The organism is Synechococcus sp. CCY9201, from assembly GCF_034931105.1.
Taxonomy (GTDB): domain Bacteria; phylum Cyanobacteriota; class Cyanobacteriia; order PCC-6307; family Cyanobiaceae; genus CBW1002.
The window spans coordinates 1-17,976 of record NZ_JAYGIC010000109.1; the positions used below are offsets into that span (position 1 = coordinate 1).

General features: G+C 64.0%; 17 protein-coding genes and 1 pseudogene. 11 read left to right on the forward strand and 7 right to left on the reverse strand.

Going from position 1 to position 17,976, the window contains the following annotated elements; genetic code table 11:
- Nucleotides 1-206: 206 nt before the first annotated feature.
- The 5 genes from VB716_RS10960 to VB716_RS10980 all read left to right on the forward strand — a co-directional run bounded on the left by VB716_RS10960 (nt 207) and on the right by VB716_RS10980 (nt 4,205).
- The gene (locus VB716_RS10960) at nt 207-527 is read left to right on the forward strand and encodes a hypothetical protein (protein WP_323270489.1); all 321 of its coding nucleotides are present in this window, start codon (nt 207-209) and stop codon (nt 525-527) included.
- 51 nt (nt 528-578) lie between these two features.
- Complete coding sequence (locus tag VB716_RS10965) at nt 579-1,109, forward strand: hypothetical protein (protein WP_323270491.1); 531 nt, start codon at nt 579-581, stop codon at nt 1,107-1,109.
- Between the two features lie 155 nt (nt 1,110-1,264).
- A complete protein-coding gene (locus VB716_RS10970; protein WP_323270492.1) occupies nt 1,265-1,846 on the forward strand; it encodes a GNAT family N-acetyltransferase in 582 nt (193 codons plus the stop codon).
- A gap of 276 nt (nt 1,847-2,122) precedes the next feature.
- Complete coding sequence (locus VB716_RS10975) at nt 2,123-2,395, forward strand: hypothetical protein (RefSeq protein ID WP_323270493.1); 273 nt, start codon at nt 2,123-2,125, stop codon at nt 2,393-2,395.
- An 829-nt stretch (nt 2,396-3,224) separates the two neighbouring features.
- On the forward strand, nt 3,225-4,205 hold the full coding sequence (locus VB716_RS10980) for a hypothetical protein (RefSeq protein ID WP_323270494.1): 981 nt from the start codon (nt 3,225-3,227) through the stop codon (nt 4,203-4,205).
- 468 nt (nt 4,206-4,673) lie between these two features.
- Here VB716_RS10980 and argS read toward each other — a convergent pair whose 3' ends face one another.
- Nucleotides 4,674-6,518, reverse strand: coding sequence for an arginine--tRNA ligase (gene argS, locus VB716_RS10985; protein ID WP_323270495.1), 1,845 nt, complete (start codon nt 6,516-6,518; stop codon nt 4,674-4,676).
- 1,048 nt (nt 6,519-7,566) lie between these two features.
- Between argS and VB716_RS10990 the strand changes: the two genes are divergently transcribed.
- Nucleotides 7,567-8,448 (forward strand): formate/nitrite transporter family protein, encoded by an 882-nt coding sequence (locus VB716_RS10990; RefSeq protein ID WP_323270496.1) that lies wholly within the window; start codon nt 7,567-7,569, stop codon nt 8,446-8,448.
- A gap of 145 nt (nt 8,449-8,593) precedes the next feature.
- On the opposite strand, the gene cynS is transcribed toward VB716_RS10990, so the two are convergent.
- Nucleotides 8,594-9,043 carry a cyanase gene (cynS, locus tag VB716_RS10995; protein WP_197158558.1) on the reverse strand — a complete coding sequence of 150 codons (450 nt, stop codon included), beginning with the start codon at nt 9,041-9,043 and terminating at the stop codon, nt 8,594-8,596.
- Between the two features lie 215 nt (nt 9,044-9,258).
- On the opposite strand from cynS, the gene VB716_RS11000 reads away from it, so the two are divergent.
- Both VB716_RS11000 and VB716_RS11005 read left to right on the forward strand, forming a co-directional pair.
- Nucleotides 9,259-9,411 carry a hypothetical protein gene (locus VB716_RS11000; RefSeq protein WP_197158559.1) on the forward strand — a complete coding sequence of 51 codons (153 nt, stop codon included), beginning with the start codon at nt 9,259-9,261 and terminating at the stop codon, nt 9,409-9,411.
- 146 nt (nt 9,412-9,557) lie between these two features.
- Nucleotides 9,558-11,285, forward strand: coding sequence for a dihydroxyacetone kinase family protein (locus VB716_RS11005; RefSeq protein ID WP_323270497.1), 1,728 nt, complete (start codon nt 9,558-9,560; stop codon nt 11,283-11,285).
- An 81-nt stretch (nt 11,286-11,366) separates the two neighbouring features.
- Here VB716_RS11005 and VB716_RS11010 read toward each other — a convergent pair whose 3' ends face one another.
- A complete protein-coding gene (locus VB716_RS11010) occupies nt 11,367-11,876 on the reverse strand; it encodes a DUF1993 domain-containing protein (protein ID WP_323270498.1) in 510 nt (169 codons plus the stop codon).
- Nucleotides 11,877-11,929: 53 nt separating this feature from the next.
- Nucleotides 11,930-12,268, reverse strand: coding sequence for a translation initiation factor (locus VB716_RS11015; protein ID WP_197158562.1), 339 nt, complete (start codon nt 12,266-12,268; stop codon nt 11,930-11,932).
- Here VB716_RS11015 and VB716_RS11020 point away from each other — a divergent pair.
- Nucleotides 12,267-12,536: a hypothetical protein gene (locus tag VB716_RS11020; RefSeq protein ID WP_197158563.1), complete on the forward strand. Its 270-nt coding sequence runs from the start codon at nt 12,267-12,269 to the stop codon at nt 12,534-12,536. The genes VB716_RS11015 and VB716_RS11020 overlap by 2 nt on opposite strands.
- 52 nt (nt 12,537-12,588) lie before the next feature.
- Nucleotides 12,589-13,851 carry a tryptophan synthase subunit beta gene (trpB, locus tag VB716_RS11025; RefSeq protein WP_323250388.1) on the forward strand — a complete coding sequence of 421 codons (1,263 nt, stop codon included), beginning with the start codon at nt 12,589-12,591 and terminating at the stop codon, nt 13,849-13,851.
- 1 nt (nt 13,852) lies between these two features.
- Here trpB and VB716_RS17475 read toward each other — a convergent pair.
- The 3 genes and pseudogenes from VB716_RS17475 to VB716_RS11040 form a co-directional block, all read right to left on the reverse strand.
- Nucleotides 13,853-14,254: pseudogene (locus VB716_RS17475) on the reverse strand (20S proteasome subunit A/B); the annotation flags it as partial.
- Nucleotides 14,255-14,980: 726 nt separating this feature from the next.
- Complete coding sequence (locus VB716_RS11035; protein WP_231598050.1) at nt 14,981-15,970, reverse strand: HrcA family transcriptional regulator; 990 nt, start codon at nt 15,968-15,970, stop codon at nt 14,981-14,983.
- A 76-nt stretch (nt 15,971-16,046) separates the two neighbouring features.
- Nucleotides 16,047-16,397, reverse strand: a complete 351-nt coding sequence (locus VB716_RS11040; protein ID WP_197158564.1) for a rhodanese-like domain-containing protein — start codon at nt 16,395-16,397, stop codon at nt 16,047-16,049.
- Nucleotides 16,398-16,464: 67 nt separating this feature from the next.
- On the opposite strand from VB716_RS11040, the gene VB716_RS11045 reads away from it, so the two are divergent.
- A partial coding sequence (locus tag VB716_RS11045) for a DUF3352 domain-containing protein (RefSeq protein ID WP_323270499.1) occupies nt 16,465-17,976 on the forward strand: 1,512 nt, incomplete at its 3' end.

Genomic DNA, 17,976 nt, shown 5'->3' on the forward strand with positions numbered 1-17,976 from the left:
GCTGGAACTCAGGCAGAGACAGGCCCTTCTGGAACTGGATGCCGTTGCGCGCCATGGCCAGAACAGTATCTGCGTACCACTCTAGTCGGGACAAATGGCCTGCACGGAGCGAGCTGGGTAATCAAGTAAAGATATACCTGACACGCCCCCTGTAGAGCTTTGGCTTCCACTAGAGATTCTTGCGTTCAGGTGATCTTGTCGTTAGCATGCACCTTGTCGTTAACCCGCAAGCCATGGAGAGAACTATGGCAGATGCACGATCAGAAGCTAAGCGCCCAACTCGAGATCCTGCAGAGGACAACGCTTTCTTTCCTTCTCCCTATTCGTTAAGTCAATTCACGTCCACCAAGTCGAATCTGAGCGATGCCGACTATCCAGGTCGCTACACGGGTGGTCGCTGGAAGGTTCTGGTAGTTGGAGCCGATGAACGCTACCTGCTGACGGGCAACGGCACGATGTTCTCGACTGGTAATCACCCAGTGGAGACACTATTGCCGATGTATCATCTTGATAGGGCTGGTTTCTAGTTCGATATCGCGACGCTTTCAGGTGACCCGGTCAAGTTTGAGTTATGGGCGATGCCCACCGACGATGAGGAGGTGATGGGATTGTTTGCGAAGTACCGTGATCAGTTCAATATTCCGTTGAAGCTTGCGGACGTCGTGGAGAAGGCTCTCGGTGTTGATTCTGACTACATTGCTATCTTTATCCCCGGTGGTCATGGTGCCTTGATTGGCTTGCCTGAAAGCAAGGACATGACAGCCGCCCTTGAATGGGCCATGACGAACAACAAATTGATTGTCTCCCTATGTCATGGTCCTGCTGCTTTTCTTGCCGCTGGAGACAATTCACCTTTTGCCGGTTACAAGATCTGCGCCTTCCCTGATGATCTGGATGCTCAGACCCCTGGCATCGGCTATATGCCGGGTCATCTGACATGGAAGTTTGGTGAAAAGCTGAAGGCAATCGGATTCGAGATAGTGAATCATGATATCTCCGGCGCATTATGTCAGGATCGAATGATGCTTACCGGGGATAGCCCTCTTGCCGGCAACGCGCTCGGAAAGCTTGCGGCCAGTGCGCTTCTTGAAGCGATCGGCAATGACTAAGCCCAGCGGAGAGAGGTGCCGAGCGAATAACTCTCATGCTAAGAATCGCATCAACTCCGACTGGCAATTCTGATGTGCTGCATTGCCAGTCTGTTCTGCGGAACGTTAGGCGCCCGGTAGTGCCACCTGCAAGCCATTGGAATGGAGCACAGAGCTTGGCTGAATTCTCATTGCGCTCTGCCCGTCCTGATGAATTGCAGCAGATTGTCGCAATCGACGATCAAGCGACTGGGCTCTTTGCTGAGGCAGGACTCGATATTGCCTTAGACAAGGAACACCCCTTCGTCGTAGCCGAATCACTCCGGTGGGCTAATGCTATCGAAGAAGGGCGTGCTCATGTAGCGGTTAACTGCCAAGACATCCCGATAGGATTTGCTACGTTCAGCATTGTCGATGGAGAACCTTATCTCGATCAGCTTGCTGTACTACCAAGAAACATGCGATGTGGTGTTGGGACTTCGCTGCTAAATCATGCAATATCATGGAGTGGTGGTCGATCCCTCTGGCTCACAACCTACGCACACTTGCCATGGAACGGACCATATTATCAACGACATGGATTTGCTACGATCAAAGAATCTGAATGTGGGCCCGAGCTTCGCGCAGTTTTATGGGAGCAACGCCTAGCTCTGCCTAACCCGGATCAGCGGATTGCTATGGTGCGCCGTTTTCATTCCATCGGCACCTACGGCCATTCACCTGCCTCGCCACCGCAGATTGCCTACCCCCTTGGGTGATCCTTCGGCTTCGGCCTTCTGCGGCCAGGTGATGGCCAGTGTTCGGCGGCTGCGCTGAGGCGGCCCACCCTGAGCAACTCTTCGTGTCTGGAGCATTGAGAGCGGAAGCTCATCTGCTACATCGGGCTTTCCACTTTGCTGCCCTTGGGCTGGTTCTTGTTTGATCAGGAGGTCCTCAATAGTAGGCAGGCGCATAGTTCTGGCTGCTATAACGTTGAGAGCAATCTTACGTCGCGTGCAGCTTGGCTCAGTCGTCAGCTATTCATCTGAGGCGCTATGTCCGACCTGCATCAGGTCGTTCCATGGGGGCGTTCGCTTAGCGATTACACTGCCATGTCTTCGCTGGCTGATGCCGACATGGCGGTTCGAATCCTTGGCTGCGGGGATAGACCATTAAGCTTCAATGCTGAGGCAACCAGGCAAGGTGCAAGGATTCTGTCTTTCGATCCAATCTATAGGTTCGACAAGGCCGATATCGAGTCCCGTATCGCGGCGACCTATGAGCATGTGATTGATCAGGTCAGGCAGAACCAGGATGAGTTTCGATGAGGTGCAATCACATCAGTTCAGGATCTTGGGCGAGTGCGCATGGTCGCGATGCACGAGTTCTTGTATGATTATGCTGCTGGTTAGGTTGAGGGCCGGTATCAAGACGTAGAATTGCCTCTCTTCCGTTTCCTGATCGCGGATTTGACTTGACCCTTTGTTCGCACCTTCTTTTCTTGTGCAGCCGACAGCTGGGTGAAGCATTTCACCATTCTTCGCTGCTTGAGCTATGCCGAGTCGCCACGGAAGTCAGGGTGTTTCCCCTGCTTGCCTTGGGAGGTGTGGTTTCGCCATTTCTAGAGAGGAGTCTTGAGGCCCTGCGTGCAGCAGGTCGCCAGGTATTGATTGGGCATGTGAACGACGAATTCCAGCGAGGTGCATGCGAAATACTCCGGATCTTGTCTGATCAAGATTGGCATCAAGACCTAATGGAGAGCTGACAGAGTGGCTTGTCCAATTCTCTGCTGTTCTCCCTCCTGCTGGTCTGGCTGTATTCAGGCGCTGGGATGACGCTTCGGATCCTGCTCCGGCTGAGGGGCTTGCAGGGCCTTGGGCTCGTGCTCATGTTCTGCGCGATCTTCAGCGAACAGCTGCAGATCCTCAGCCAGTCCACGGCCAGTTCCTCCTGCCCCGAATCGCCACTGGCGGCTCAGGTCATGTCTTGATCCAGCCCGGGCAGCCAGTCTCTGAGCCCCAGGATCAGTTCAAACCGTTGCCGTGATCACTACCTGCCCATCCCTGAACCATCGCCAGCTCCGGCGCTCCGTTTTCTGCATTGCCGAGCGACGGTTCCCGCCTGAGGATGGTGTGATCCACGGCAGGGGAGTGGCCGGTGATTTTCGATGGCAGTGAGCAGCAGGCCAGGCTGATCCTTGGCGCGATGGCGGAGGTGGCCCGGGCTGGCGATGGTGAACTCACCGCCCTCGATCGCAGTGCCTTGCGTTCGGCGGCGCTGCTGGTGTTCCGGATCGGTACCGGACTGGATCTCCACAGCCTTGAGCGCGTTTCGCCGGCCCAGCTGGCCGAGGGTCTGGGGGAGCGGGGGAGCGAGGTGATCGTGCCGCTGGTGGTGATCGCCACGGTGGATGGGCAGGTGTCGCCCGCTGCGGCCGAGCGGGTGGCTGCCTATGCCGAGGCCCTCGGGGTCGAGGAGCCGGCAGTCCGCGATCTGCAGTCGCTGGTGCAGGGCGAGCTGGGGCTGGCGCGGGCCGACATGCTGCGCCGCAACCGGGCCAGCATTACCGGCGAGTGGGTGGAGGACGTGGCGAGCTTCGGTGAGTGGCTGCTGCCCTACCGGGATGCGTCGGCTCCGGAACTCAGCCAGCGCTATGAGGCGCTGGCTGCGAAGCCACCCGGGACCTTCGGGCGGGCCTTTCACGACTTCTACCGCGTCAACGGTTTCCCTTTTGCTGGGATGGAGGAGGCAGTGGCCGAAGCCTTCACCACGCCCCATGATGCCGCCCACCTGCTTTCGGGCTACGGCACGTCGCCGCAGGGGGAGCTGCTGGTGAGCACATTCACTGCCGGTATGCACCCAGTGGAGGCGCTGGCTGGGCACATCCTGCCGGTGATCGTGAGCTGGCACCTGGGCGTGCCGCTCGTGGAGCCTGCCGGCAGCGCCACGGGAGCTCTGGATGCGCGCAAGTTCTGGGTGGCGTGGAACCGCGGCGATGTCACCAGTGGCGACACGTTCAACCCTCCCTGGAACTTCTGGGAGCACGTGGATGAGCCGCTGGAGGAGCTGCGAGCGGCGATGGGGGTGCCGCCGCTTCAACCGGCGGATGCCGCTGATGGCGGTGTCAATCCGCCTTGAAGCTCACGCCCATCACGGGCGTGCCGGTTCCGAGCCTGGGCGTTCGGCCTTGATCCAACTCCCGAAGAGCTGATCACTGACTGCCACGATGCCTGGTCTCGCGCTCAAGACGAACAGTGCTTCGGCTGCCACCGATGCGCACAATCAGACCCGATGTGAGCTCGCTGTTCGTTGTGCCGTAGGGGCAGGACTTGCCCCTCTGGATCGTCTCGATCCCGATCATCTGGGGAACACTGTCTGAACGCATCATTGCTCAGATTGCTCTTGCGGGCCGTGTGGTGATCGATTCAGGAGTGATCGGCTGACCATGGCCATGGAGGCAAGGATTCTGGAGTCCCATGGCCGAACGACGCCGCAGGCAGGTGACGGACCCCTGCCTCTCGATGAACCCCATCTCCGCGGCAGCTTCGGCTCCTGCGCCGATCGGTCGCCGCTGGGAAAGGCCGGATGACCTGCTGCCAGGAGCGCTCACATCCGCTCCAGGGTGGGAATGCCGAGCAGCCCCAGCCCCAGCCGCAGGGTGTCGGCCGTGAGGCGGCAGAGCGCCAGGCGTCCAGGGCGGGCGGCTTCCTCAGCCTTGAGCACCGGCACCTGGTCATAGAAGCGGTTGAACACCTGGCTGAGTTCAAAGAGATAACTGCACAACCGGTTGGGCAGCAACTCCTGCTCCACCTCGGCCACCACCGCGTCGAACTTCAACAGTTCTCGCACCAGGGCCCACTCCTGAGGCTCACTGAACTGCAGGCTGGAGGCCTCCGCCTGGCCCGCCAGGTCGCCGCCCTTGCGGGCGATGCCGGCGATCCGCACCACGGCATAGAGCAGATAGGGGGCAGTGTTGCCCTGCAGCGCCAACATCCGATCAAAGCTGAACTGATAGTTGGTGGTCCGGTTCTGGCTGAGGTCGGCATACTTCACCGCCGCCAGTCCCACGGTGGTGGCGACATGGGCGATGAAGCTCTCCTCCTCCTGGCGCCCCTCCTCGGCCAGACGGCGTCGCAGATCCGCCTCGGCCCGCTCCACCGCTTCATCGAGCAGATCCCGCAGACGCACGGTGTCGCCCGCACGGGTCTTGAGCTTCTTGCCGTCGTCCCCTTGTACCAGGCCGAAGGGCACATGCTCCAGCTGGCCGTCTGCGGGGATCCAGCCGGCGCGCCGGGCCACCTGGAACACGCCGGCGAAATGGCTGGCCTGGCCCGCATCCGTCACGTAGATCACGCGGCGGGCGCCATCGCCGGCCGGGGGCTCGGCAAAGCGATAGCGGATGGCCGCCAGGTCGGTGGTGGCGTAGTTGAAGCCGCCATCGCTTTTTCGCACGATCACCGGCAGGGCCTTTCCGTCCTTGCCGCTCACCCCCTCCAGGAACACGCAGCCGGCGCCGTCGTCGGTCACCAGCAGACCGGTGGCTTCCAGGTCGCTCACCACGGCCTCGAGATAGGGGTTGTAGAAGGATTCGCCCCGTTCGCTGAGGCGGATGTCGAGCCGGTCGTAGATCTTCTGGAATTCCCGGCGGCTCTGGTCGCAGAGCAGGCCCCAGGCCTTCAGCGAGACCGGATCTCCCCCCTGCAGCTTCACCACCTCCTCGCGGGACGTCGCCTGGAAGACGGGGTCGTCGTCGAAGCGCTGCTTGGCCTGGCGATAGAAGGCCACCAGATCGCCCAAGTCCACCGCATCGGCGGTGATCAGCGCCTCGGGGGCCACCTGCTTGAGGTGGGTGATCAGCATGCCGAACTGGGTGCCCCAGTCACCCACGTGGTTGAGGCGCAACACCGGGTGGCCGCGGAACTCCAGCACCCGGGCCAGGCAGTCGCCGATGATCGTGGAGCGCAGATGGCCCACGTGCATCTCCTTGGCGATGTTGGGGCTGGAGAAGTCGACCACCACCGGAGCCGCCGGTGCTCCGCAGCCTTGATCGCTGCCGCCTTGGCCTCCGCCCACCTCCGCAGCCGCGGGAACGCCCAGGCGGGGGTCCCCAAGACGGGCCGCCACCTCGGCCGTGAGCCGCTCAGGGCGCAGGGTGAGGTTGATGAAGCCGGGCCCGGCGATCTGGGGCTCCAGGCAGAGTTCCGCGAAGGCTGGATCCGCCGCCAGTTCGTTCACGATCGCCGTGGCGATGGTACGGGGCGGCTGCTTCAGGGGCTTGGCCAGGGGCAGGGCGCCGTTGGCCTGGAAATCACCGAATTCGGGCTTGCTGGCCGCTGCCAACTGGGGATCCAGGCGCCGGCCATCTGCACGGGCCTCGGCGGCGGCCTGCGGAAACGCCCGCTCCATTGCCGCACACAGCTGGCTGTCGAGGGCTTGGGCGAGGCGAAGCATGGGGGAGGGCTGGAAGAGCGGCAAGCCTCCCGCCTGTGGCGGGAGAGGCCCTGATCATCCATCCGGACCGGCGGCACCCAGGTGGAGGCTTGGTGGAATGGATGGCTTGAGGCGCGGGTGATCGGGATGGCCACGTTGCAGGGCCCGTGAGACTCGCTTCGGATTCGGTCTGGACTTTCGACCGAAAGACCTCTGAAATGCACTGATGCCAGTGACTCACTGCTGGAGCATTCCCAGTCCGGGGGTGAGCTGTGCGTGGGCTGGGAATCGAGGTTGGATGAAGCCCAGAGTCAACCATTTTGGAGAGATCAGCCATGCAGGAAATTCACCCCGGCCATGATCTGGCCGACGCGGTCTTGTCGTTGAAAAGCTCAGGGTGTTCACTCTCCCCATGTCCACATTCATCTGTCTATCAAGGGAATCAGGACCTCGTCGCAGCCGTCAGATCGCTGACAAGCCTTTAACGCGACGGGCTCGGAATGCTTGATGGGGAAGCGGCGCTGCGCACACATTGCCCACTCTGTGACTTTTCAGGCCGGCACCTCTATGGGAGACGATCAGCACGGTTGTGCCACGAGCTCCGAAGCCCCTGGGCAGCCAGGATTGATCTTCTGTAGCATCTGTCACAACACTTCGTTCTGGCAGCACCTATACAAGTTCCGTTGACCTCGCTTGTTTCCGACAGGTCAACATTGGACGTTATTGCGTCCACCCCTCGGGGCAGTGAATGCTTCTCGCTTCTTCGTCGTCTGTCTTGTTCCAGTACCTTCCCTGTTGAAGTGCTCCCTCTGGCTGGACATCTTGACTGAGGCGTAGTCTCATCGTCCATTCCCCTGGGGCCCTACCGGCAGGCTCTGCTTAGTTGGCGCCAACTTGATTCCACAGCTGCTTTTTCTCTTCCCATGGCCATCACTTCATGGCACCCGACAGGGTTGTCCAGGCAGGCCACCGTCCAGGTAGTGGGCTGATCGGTTGCTTCATCAACGCCATCCGTGGCTGAGGCGCCTAACTCTTTCGTTCCCAGTTCCAATTCAGTAGCACCTCAAAGATGGATTACGTCTTACCAAATGAACTCGTTGACGGCATGATTGCTGCCGGCGGCAAGAAATCCGGCGTCAGCATCAAGAATCTGTTGCTGCGAGGTTTCTACTCCGGATCCGTTCTCGGTCTGGCCTTGTGCCTTGCCCTCACGATCATGGTTCAGACCGGAATACCGTGGATCGGGTCTCTGATCTTTCCTTTCGGATTCGCCAGTATCGTGTTGTTCGGCATGGAACTGGTCACCGGTAACTTTGCCTTGCTTCCTATGGCGGTCTGGGCAGGTAAGACCACTTGGAGCAAAACCATCCGGAACTGGATCTGGGTCTGGATCGGCAATTTCCTCGGTACAGGCCTGGTGGGCATCCTGTTTGCCATCAGCCTCACAAGTGGTGGAACTGCAGATCTGGTTGCAGGGTCAGGGGATTGGGTTGCGGTCGCCAACAAGATCATCGGCCTGAATAAAGCCAACGTGATCGTCAAGTATCAGTCCCTCGGTGTCCTTGGTTTCTTTCTTGCCTTTGTCCGAGGCCTTATTGCCAACTGGTTGGTCTGCCTTGGTGTCACACTGGCGCTCGTCAGCAAAAGTGTTCCTGGAAAGATCCTTGCCTGCTGGCTGCCAATCACGGCGTTCCAGGCTCTCGGCATGGAACATATTGTGGTCAACATGTTCCTGCACACCACGGGGCCTCTTCTGGGCTCTGGCGTAAGTTTCGGACAGATTGCATTTTGGAATTACCTGCCTGTCACCATGGGAAATATTGTTGGTGGGATGGTGTTCATCGGTATGCTCTTCTACAGCACCCATCGCACAACGGTCAGCAATGTGCTGCCCACGGTGCATGATGAGAAGCTTGAGCGTGAGTTGGCTGCCGAGCTTGGCGCCCGTTGATGATCTGGGTAAGCTGATTTAAAAGTCGACTTTCTCAACGGCTTTCAACAATCAGCAAGGTCTCCAACGATCAGACCCGTCGCATTGCGACGGGTCCTTTTTCGTTACTGGCTGATTCGGCCGGTGGGCACGCGCAGCGCCTGGATCACCACTTCTTGTAAGGCAGGAACTTGCCGCACATGGTGATCTTCACTCGGTCCCCGGCGGGATTGGCTTCTTTGTCCACGTGCAAGGTGAAGTCGATCGCGCTCATAATGCCATCGCCAAACTTCTCCTGGATCACATCCTTGAGTGGCATGCCGTACACCTGCATGATCTCGTAAAAACGATAGATCAATGGATCAGTGGGAATCACCGGATCCAGCGATCCCTTGGTAGGGAAATCCTGCAATGCAGCGATGATTTCCGCATCCAGGTCCAGCAGCTCACCCAGTTGGGTTGCCTCGTCCGCCGAGGCGGTGGCCTGGAGATAAAACAGGGAGGCTACCCAGACTTCGTCGCGGCCCAGCTTGGCGCCCAGGTCGGCAAAGCTCATTCCCTTGGCTTTTTTGGCAGCCAGCAATGCAGAGATCATTGTGTCTTGGTTCGCAGTCATGAACAACGGTTGTCGTGATGTCCGCTACCGCATCAGGCCGTGCCATTGGATCATGGCCTGATGTCAGTTGCGAACTCCTGACTATCGATTGATCGACGCGTCTTGCTGGCATCAATCACTACAGATCTGGATTTCACCAGGCCTTTTGGATGATTTTCATACAGACGTCGTCCGATGGTCTGATTGGAATGAGGTCGACCTGTGTGAGCTGCCGGATGGTTCATGCCCTCATTTCCTACCTTCGCCATCTAGGCCTGTTTGAGCCAGTCCCCTCTCTGATCCTCCAGCGGCTCTACGTCGCTGCCGGCCGTGATCATCCTGCCCACCCCCGCCACGGTCGCTACGACGGCCTCACGGCCTGTGAGTGACCGCGGCGTTCGGCACCGTCCCGATGGTCCTGGGTAGTGAGATGGGTGGTACAGCATGACGCTGTCATGAAACTCCTGGGCCGCAACAGCAGCAGGGTCCATGCTGATGCTGACGATCCGGACGGCCCCATTCGGGGTCTCAGAGCATGACGCACCTGATCACCGATCCCGGCCGCTTTGCGGTACAGGCCAAGGCTGGGTTCGTGGCTGCGAATCGCCGCCGGGTGCGGGCCGTGGCGGGTGGTGTCGTGCGTGCCTCAGGCCTCGTCAGGGGACGGGTGGCCGTGGTGACCGGCGGTGGGTCCGGCCACTATCCCGCGTTCATGGGCTTTGTCGGGATGGGCATGGCCGCCGGTGCCGCCTGCGGCAACATCTTCGCGTCGCCGTCGGCTGGCCAGATCGTCAGTGTGAGCCGTGAGGTGAATCGGGGCGCTGGTTTCCTGCTCACTTTCGGGAATTACACCGGCGACATGTTGCAGTTCGGCCTGGCGGCGGAACGCCTGCGTTCCGAGGGCCACGACGTGCGCATTGTGGCGGTGAGTGATGACATCGCCAGTGCCCCGCCCTCCGCCATGAATCAGCGCCGTGGCATTGCCGGCGGGCTGGCGGTGTACAAGGTGGCCGGTGCGGCTGCCGAAGCAGGCCTGGACCTGGATGCGGTGGAGAGGCTGGCCCGGCGGACCAATGCCCGCACCCGAACCCTCGGTGTGGCCTTCAGCGGCTGCACCCTGCCGGGGGCGGAGTCTCCCTTGTTCTCTGTGCCGGCGGGCCGCATGGCCGTGGGGCTGGGCGTGCACGGCGAGCCGGGGCTGGAGGAGCGTCCTCTCCCCGACGCTGCCGGACTGGCGGAGCTGCTGGTGGCTGCGCTTCTGGCGGAAAGCCCGGATGACATACCGCCCCAGGAGGCTCGGGTGGTGGTGCTGCTCAACGGGTTGGGCGGGTTCAAATATGAGGAGCTGTTCAGCCTCTTCGATGCGGTGGCAAGCAATCTTGAGGCCAGGGGCGTGCGGATCGTCGATGCCGAATGTGGCGAACTGGTCACCAGCCTGGAGATGGCCGGGCTGTCTCTCAGTCTCTTCTGGCTCGACGATGAGCTCGAGCCGTTCTGGCAAGCCCCAGCCTACAGCGCTGCTTTCCAACGCGGCCATCCGACACTCGGCCCGACGACCGCTCCGGAACGGGAGGCAGACGCTCCTGCCCCGATTCCGCCGGCATCAGCGCGCGACAGTCCAGCTGGCCAGGGGGATCAGCTGATCTGGGCCCGTCGGGTGCTGGAGGGCCTCCAGAAGGCCCAGGCAGCGTTGGAGGCGAGCCACCAGGAGCTGGGCCAGCTCGATGCCATCGCAGGAGACGGCGACCATGGCCTGGGCATGGTGCGGGGCGTCGGTGGGGCGGTGGCTGCTGCCCAGCGGGCGGTGGACGACCAGGGCAGCGTGGCCCGTGTCTTGCTGGAAGCCGGAGAGGCCTGGTCTGAGCAGGGCGGCGGCAGCTCCGGTGCCCTCTGGGGCATTGGTCTGGCGGCTGCCGGCAATGCCCTCGCCGCGGCGGATCGATTGGATCCAACCGCCCTGGCCGGAGCCGTCGCCGCCGCTCTTGGCGCCATTCGGAATCTCGGCAAGGCCCAGGCTGGCGACAAGACCCTGGTCGATGCCCTGATCCCTTTCTCGGAACGGTTGAGCAGCGGTATCGCCCAAGGGGAGTCGGCTGCCAGGGCCTGGTCTGAGGCGGCCAGCTGCGCAGTGCATGCTGCCCAGGCCACAGCCGAGCTGTTGCCCCGACTGGGTCGAGCCCGATCCCATGGCGCCAGGAGCGTCGGCCACTCCGATCCAGGCGCCGTTTCCCTGGCGGAGGTGTCGGTGGCCGTTCAGATCTGAGCCTGGCCTGGGCGCCTCAGGACCCTTGCCCACCCCATGGAGAGGCATCGTGTCGATGGCAATGGGCTGGAGGCGAAGATTTCAGGATGCGCCCAGGAAATCGCGCTTGCCGAGGACCACACCGTTGTGGCGCAGGATGTTGTAAGCGGTGGTGACGTGGAAATAGACGTTCGGCAGCACGAAGCTGCTCAGAAAGGGCCAGCCCGGCATCGTGATCGTCTGATCGCGGCCGATCGGCACTGTGATCAGCCGTTCTTCCGAGCCGTTCAGCTGTTCCGTCGGCACGCTTTCGATGAAGGCGATCGTGTGCTGCAGCCGCTCGATCAGTTCGGCGAAACTGGTTTCGCTGTCCTCCACCGCTGGCGCTTCGGATCCGGCCAGCCGGGCGACCCCTCGGCGGGCGATGTCCGAGGCGATCTGCACCTGACGCACCAGGGGGAACATGTCGGGATAGAGGCGGCTCTGCAGCAGCACCGCCGGATCGATGCTGTGGGCTTCCGCGTGGGCCTGCCCCTTGGCGAGCACGGCGGCGAGATTGGTCAGCGTCCGCGTCAGCGGCAGCACCGACGCATCAACCATCGAGAGTTGCATCGGTAAGACAGCGGAATCTCTGAGATCTCACAACCCTAGGGGCCCTGCTCGCGTCATCCCCCTGCCTGCTTCGGCCGAAAACCAGCCTGCTCAAGGGCGGAAAGAGCCGCGGCCACCTGATCGCCCTGGAGTTCGATCACGCCATCTTTGAGGGTGCCGCCGGTACCGGCGGAGGCCTTCAGCTGCTTCAGCAGGGTCCTGCTTTCAGCCTCGCCGATCTCCAGCCCGGTGATGGCGGTCACCAGCTTGCCGCCCTTGCCCGCTTTGGTGCGTTGCACCCGCACCCGCTGCTGGGCACGTGGCTGGGCGGCGGCATCCCCCGCACCAGCGCGCTGCAGGCTTTCCGGCCGGCTGCCGCCACTGCTGAATTCGGTCCAGCCCCCCTTGGCCATGGCTCCATCCTTCGCTACCACCCACTCCAGCGCACCGCCCTTCCACTCCGCCAACGCCCCCACCGTGGATCTTCCCCCCCTGCAGCTGGAAATGCTGCGGATCGGCCTGCAGGGCGAACCTGCCGCCGCTCTCTGCCGCAAGGCGCCGTTGCGACCCGACAGCCTCCGTTCCTCCGTGTCCGGAGCAGCCGACTGCACCCTCGAGCCGGACTGGCTGCGTATCGATGAACCGCCCGGCTGGCCGGTGGCGCCGCCGCCACCGCCCTGAGCACGGCTTCCTACGCTGGGATCACCCCGTCCAGCCGCCGGTGACCAGCACCCTGTCAGCGCAGACCCCAGCCCCGGGGCAGCCCGATGCCACGGCCCTCGACCCGTCGGCACGGCCCACCCCGGCCGGTCGCTTCGGGCGGTATGGCGGCCAGTACGTGCCCGAAACCTTGATGCCGGCCCTGGCGGAACTGGAGCAGGCGGCGGCCGAAGCCTGGGCCGATCCAGGCTTCACCGATCGGCTGAATCACCTGCTGCGCACCTACGTGGGCCGGCCCACGCCCCTTTACGAGGCCGAACGACTCACGGCCCACTACGCCCGTCCCGAAGGCGGTCCGCGCCTCTGGCTGAAGCGGGAAGACCTCAACCACACCGGCGCCCACAAGATCAACAACGCCCTAGGGCAGGCACTTCTGGCCCTGCGCATGGGCAAGCAACGGATCATCGCCGAGACCGGCGCCGGCCAGCATGGCGTGGCCACCGCCACCGTCTGTGCCCGCTTCGGCCTGGAGTGTGTGATCTACATGGGCGCCGAAGACATGCGCCGCCAGGCTTTGAACGTCTTCCGCATGCGGTTGCTGGGGGCGACCGTGCAACCCGTCACCGCGGGTACCGCCACCCTCAAGGACGCCACCAGCGAGGCCATCCGCGACTGGGTCACCAACGTGGAGACGACCCACTACATCCTCGGCTCGGTGGCGGGGCCGCACCCCTATCCGATGCTGGTGCGCGACTTCCATGCCTGCATCGGCCGGGAGGCGAAGGCGCAGTGCCAGGAGGCCTTCGGTCGCCTGCCGGACGTGCTGATCGCCTGCGTGGGCGGGGGCTCCAATGCCATGGGCCTGTTCCACCCCTTCGTGGAGGACATCTCCGTGCGCCTGATCGGGGTGGAGGCCGCCGGCGACGGTGTGGCCACGGGTCGCCACGCCGCCACGATCACTGAAGGGCGCGTCGGGGTGCTGCATGGCGCCATGAGCCTGCTGCTGCAGGACAGCGAAGGCCAGGTCCAGGAGGCCCATTCGATCAGCGCCGGCCTCGACTACCCGGGAGTGGGCCCCGAACACAGCTACCTCAAGGAGATCGGCCGGGCCGAATACGGTGCCGTGACGGACGCCGAAGCCCTGCGGGCGCTGCAGTTGGTGTGTGAACTCGAGGGGATCATTCCGGCCCTCGAAACCGCCCACGCCTTCGCCTGGCTCGAGACCCTCTGCCCCACCCTTGCCCCCGGAACGGAGGTGGTGCTCAACCTCTCAGGCCGCGGCGACAAAGACGTCAACACCGTGGCCGACAAGCTGGGCGGCAGGCTCGAGGGCTGAGTCAGAGGGGATCCTCTTCCCAGGCGAAACGCGGCAGGCGGCGCAGGCCGTCCTGCATGCTGCGGGCCCAGATGTCCATCGAGCGGCCGATCTCCGGTGCCCCCTTGGAGAGCTTGATGCGGCGCGAGATCCGAAGCTCGTCACGGGGCATCAGGGCCACCTCAAACGGCGGGCCCACCGTGAGGTTGGAGCGTCGCGTGATGATCTGGGAAATCAGGCACAGCCTCGCCGCATCCTCCAGGGACAGGCCGCAATGCCCCACGAAATCAAGCGGAGGCTTGCCGTACTTGCTTTCACCGATCTGCAGGAAGGGGGTTTCGCGGGTGGCCATCACCGCGTTGCCCTGGGGGTAGATCAGAACCAGGCCATGGCGGTCACCGCGGATCTGGCCGCCCAGGATGAAGCTGGCTTCGGCACTGGCTCCCGACTGCCGCAGGGTATGGCCGTATTCCTGCTGAACCGCCACGCTGACGCGACCCACATAGTCGGCCGCTTCAAACAGGAAGCGGGCGCTGAGCAGGTCGGGCAGGGATGAGTCCCGCAGACCCACGGCCTCTCGATCCACTCCCTCCCGACCCACTGCCGCGCGATCCACTGCCTGCCGGTCCAATCCCTCCCAGTCCGCTGCCGCCCGGGAGGACGGGTTCCCGGCTTTGACGGAGCTGGTCACCGAGGCGAAATCAGAAGCCCAGGCAGCGAGCGGTCCGGCAGCCGGTGCCGTGGAGCCGGTTGCCGCATCAGGACTGATGGGGCAGGAATCGGCGAACACCTCCGTTTCCTGCGGTGGTTGGCTCGGTTGCTGCATCAGGCTGGAGCCGATGCCCACCGCTGGGCCACTGCCCACGCCAGGGGGGGTGCTCACGCCCTTGGCCAGCAGATCACGGTGGATCCGGTTCAGCACCGCCTGGGTGGTGGCGAGGTTGCCGGCGGCCAGGAGCACGAACAACCGGTCTTCTGCCGGCTGAAACACGTGCATCTTGCTGTAGGTGGAGATGTAATCCACCCCGGCGTTGGTCCGGGAATCAGATGCGAAGACCAGCCCCGAATCGAGAAGAAAGCCGACGCAATAGGTCATTCCGGGGTCGGGAGGAAAGAGGGGCGGGCAGGGTCCATCCGGCAGCCGCAGCCCTCAGCTGAGCAGGCGTTGCAGAATCGAGGCTACCGATCGGACTGTCGCCCGAGCCGTGGCGTACGCCATCCGCATCGGTCCGATCAGGGCAACATGGCCCAGGCCACCGTCGCCGCTGCGATAACTGGCCTGCACCACGGCGCAGTCATGCAGGGCGACGTGGGGGTGTTCGCGGCCGATCCAGATCGCATCCCCTTCAGGGCCGAGCACCTGCCGCGGCCGCTCTTCTACCAGTTGCACAAGTGGCCGCAGGCTGGCGGTGCGGCTGAATTCCGGCTGTCCAAGCAATCCCCCCAGTCCGATCGCGAGGGCGTTATCAGCATCATCGGCATCGCTGCTGGCACGGCTGGCCAGGGCCTGGCGCAGCACCCGGCCACTGCGCTGCAGCTCGCGCGGCAACTGCTCCCAGGAGATGCCGGGCTCCCCCGGCCGGCGCAGTTGCTGATTGGCCCAGCGCTCCAGCACAGGCAACTCCAGCTCCGTTTCGCCCGGAAGGCGCACGTTGAGGCTGGTGGCCACCGCCGGGGCCTGCACCAGAAACACCAGCAGGCGATCGTGGCTGCCCATCAGCCGGATCGCCTGGAGCCGCGGCTCGGCCCGTTGCGGCCGGGTGATCAGGCTGAGCAGCCCGGTGAGATCGGCCAGCCGCCGGCCGAGGTGACGCAGCAGGTCGTCCAGGCTGGCCCACTGAAGGCTGAGGCCGGTGAGTTCACGCTCCAGTTGCAGGGCAGCCGCACCGGGGGCCGGCAGCAGCTGATCCACATAGGTGCGGTAGCCCCGCTCGCTGGGGATACGGCCGGCGGAGGTATGGGGCTGGGTCAGCAAGCCCCGCTGTTCCAGGGCGCCCATGGCCGATCGCACCGTGGCCGGGCTGGCGGGGAGGCCGAAGCGACGCACCAGGGTGCTGCTTCCCACCGGCTCCATCGTGTCGACGTAGTGCCTCACCGTGGCTTGAAGCACCTGCTGTTGGCGGCGGGGCAGGCTGTCCACGGGAAGGGGCCGGCACGGACCCGGTCAGAGTGGCGTTGAGCTTAGAGAGCTTCCAGCGCCTGCGCCAGACTGGAGATCAGTAGCGGGGCACGCTGGGATCCACAAGCACGCTCCAGGCGTCGATGCCCCCCCGCAGATTCCAGACCCGCTCATAGCCCTGTGTCTCCATCAACCAGCAGCCGAACTGCCAGCTGCGCACGCCGGCATGACAGAGCACAACGATGTCGGCCTCCGGATCGAGCCGCTGCGGCAGCTCCGCCAGCCACTCCTGGGAGCGGCTGAGTGGTAGGTGCACCGTGGGATGGGATAACCGGGCCAGCGCCAGTTCCTGGTCCTCCCGCACATCCACCAGTTGCAGGGGGCGTTCCGCCTGCAGCCATTGCTGCAGCTCGCTGGCGCTGAGGGAGCTCGGGCTGGCGGAGGCCATGGCGTGGGGGAGTGGGCGGTCAAGGTAGGGGCTTGGCATCAAGATGGGGCCACCTTGCGTAGGGCGCATGAAGGCCCGCCCCTTCCTGGCGGTCGTGCTGCTGGTGGCGGTGTTGCTGCTGAGTCTCGGCCTGGCGGGCTGGTGGCTCGTCTGGCAGCGCAGCCCCCTCCAGCTCCAGCGTCAGCCCCTGGTGGTGCCGCTGTCAGCCCGCTTTGTGCCCCGCTCCGCCCCCCTGGCCCTCTACCTGCTGGCGGATGGCAACCAACCGGTCGACTACGCCCGCGCCGTTGCCCCCACCCGCCAGCGCCGACCATCAGCCGAGGCTGTGGCGCGCCTGCGGGATGGCGCCTTCGCGGCTGCCGGAATCGATTACAGCGGTGAACTGGCCGAGTGGCTCGGCCCCGAGATCACCCTCGCCCTGCTGGAGACCGGCGCCGATCCCGGCGACACAGGCTGGCTGCTGGCCCTGCGCAGCCGCGATGACCAGGGCGCTCGCCGTTTCCTGCAGCGCTTCTGGCAGACCCGCAGCCTGGCGGGCACCGACCTGCAGATCAGCCGCTACCGCGGCATGGGCCTGATCAGCGGCCGCGGAGCCCTGCTGGGGCAGGAGCCCGCCCCCCTGGCCACGGCCCTGATCGACGATGACCTGGTCCTGATCGGATCGGGCCGTGGCGTGCTGGAGCAGGCGCTCGACGTCTCCCAGATCGATGAACTCAACCAGGCCGCCAGTTCCCGCTTTCAGCAGCAGCTGCAGCAGCTTGAACGGGGCGTGGTTGTGGTGCAGGCCCGGCCCGAGGCTCTGCAGCGCTGGCTGGGCCTGCCGGCCTCCCTCGCCGATGACAGCCGTGTCACGGATCTGGTGGCCGCCCTGCGGCCCCAGGGCACCGCTCTGGTGGTGGATGCCCTGCTGGGCTGGAAGGAGCCGGGCCTGCAGCTCGATCCGGCCGAACCCGAGGGACCGCTGAACCAGCTGCGGGGTTCCTCGCGCCAGCTGCTGCTGCTGCAGAACCCGGCCAGCCTGCTGGCCTCACCGCTGGCGCCGGCGCTGGCACCCCTGGCCGGGTCATCAGACGAGGAGTGGTTGCCGGCCCTGGTGGCGACCCGTGATGCCGGTCCCCTGCTCTGGAGCGAGACCGCCGATGGCTGGGTGCTGGGCACAGCGGCCGACCGACCCGCTCTCGCCGACCTGGCGGCCGATCTTGAGCGGCAGGGGCTGGTGATGGCGCCTCTGACACTCGCCTCCCGTGGTACCGACCCGGTGCAGGTGTGGACCCGGCTGAGCCTGGCGGACGGTCGTGGCGATCGCCAGCTGCAGGCCTCCCTGGCCGGCGCCCGCAGCCAGTCCGGTGCCTGGGCCTGGTGGGGGCAGAACCTGGCGGTGCTCGACCGGCAGCAGTCGGCCCGGGGGCTTCCCCATGCTCGTCTGGAGCAGCTCACCGCCCTGGCGATGCCCTCGGCCCCACTGCAGCGGGCCATGGCCGCCGCTCCGGCCCGCGACTGGATCGAGGGCTGGCAACCCTGGCGGCTCCTCTCCGGTCTGGCCGGCACTCGCCTGAGCGAGCCGGTGCAGGGGGCCTCC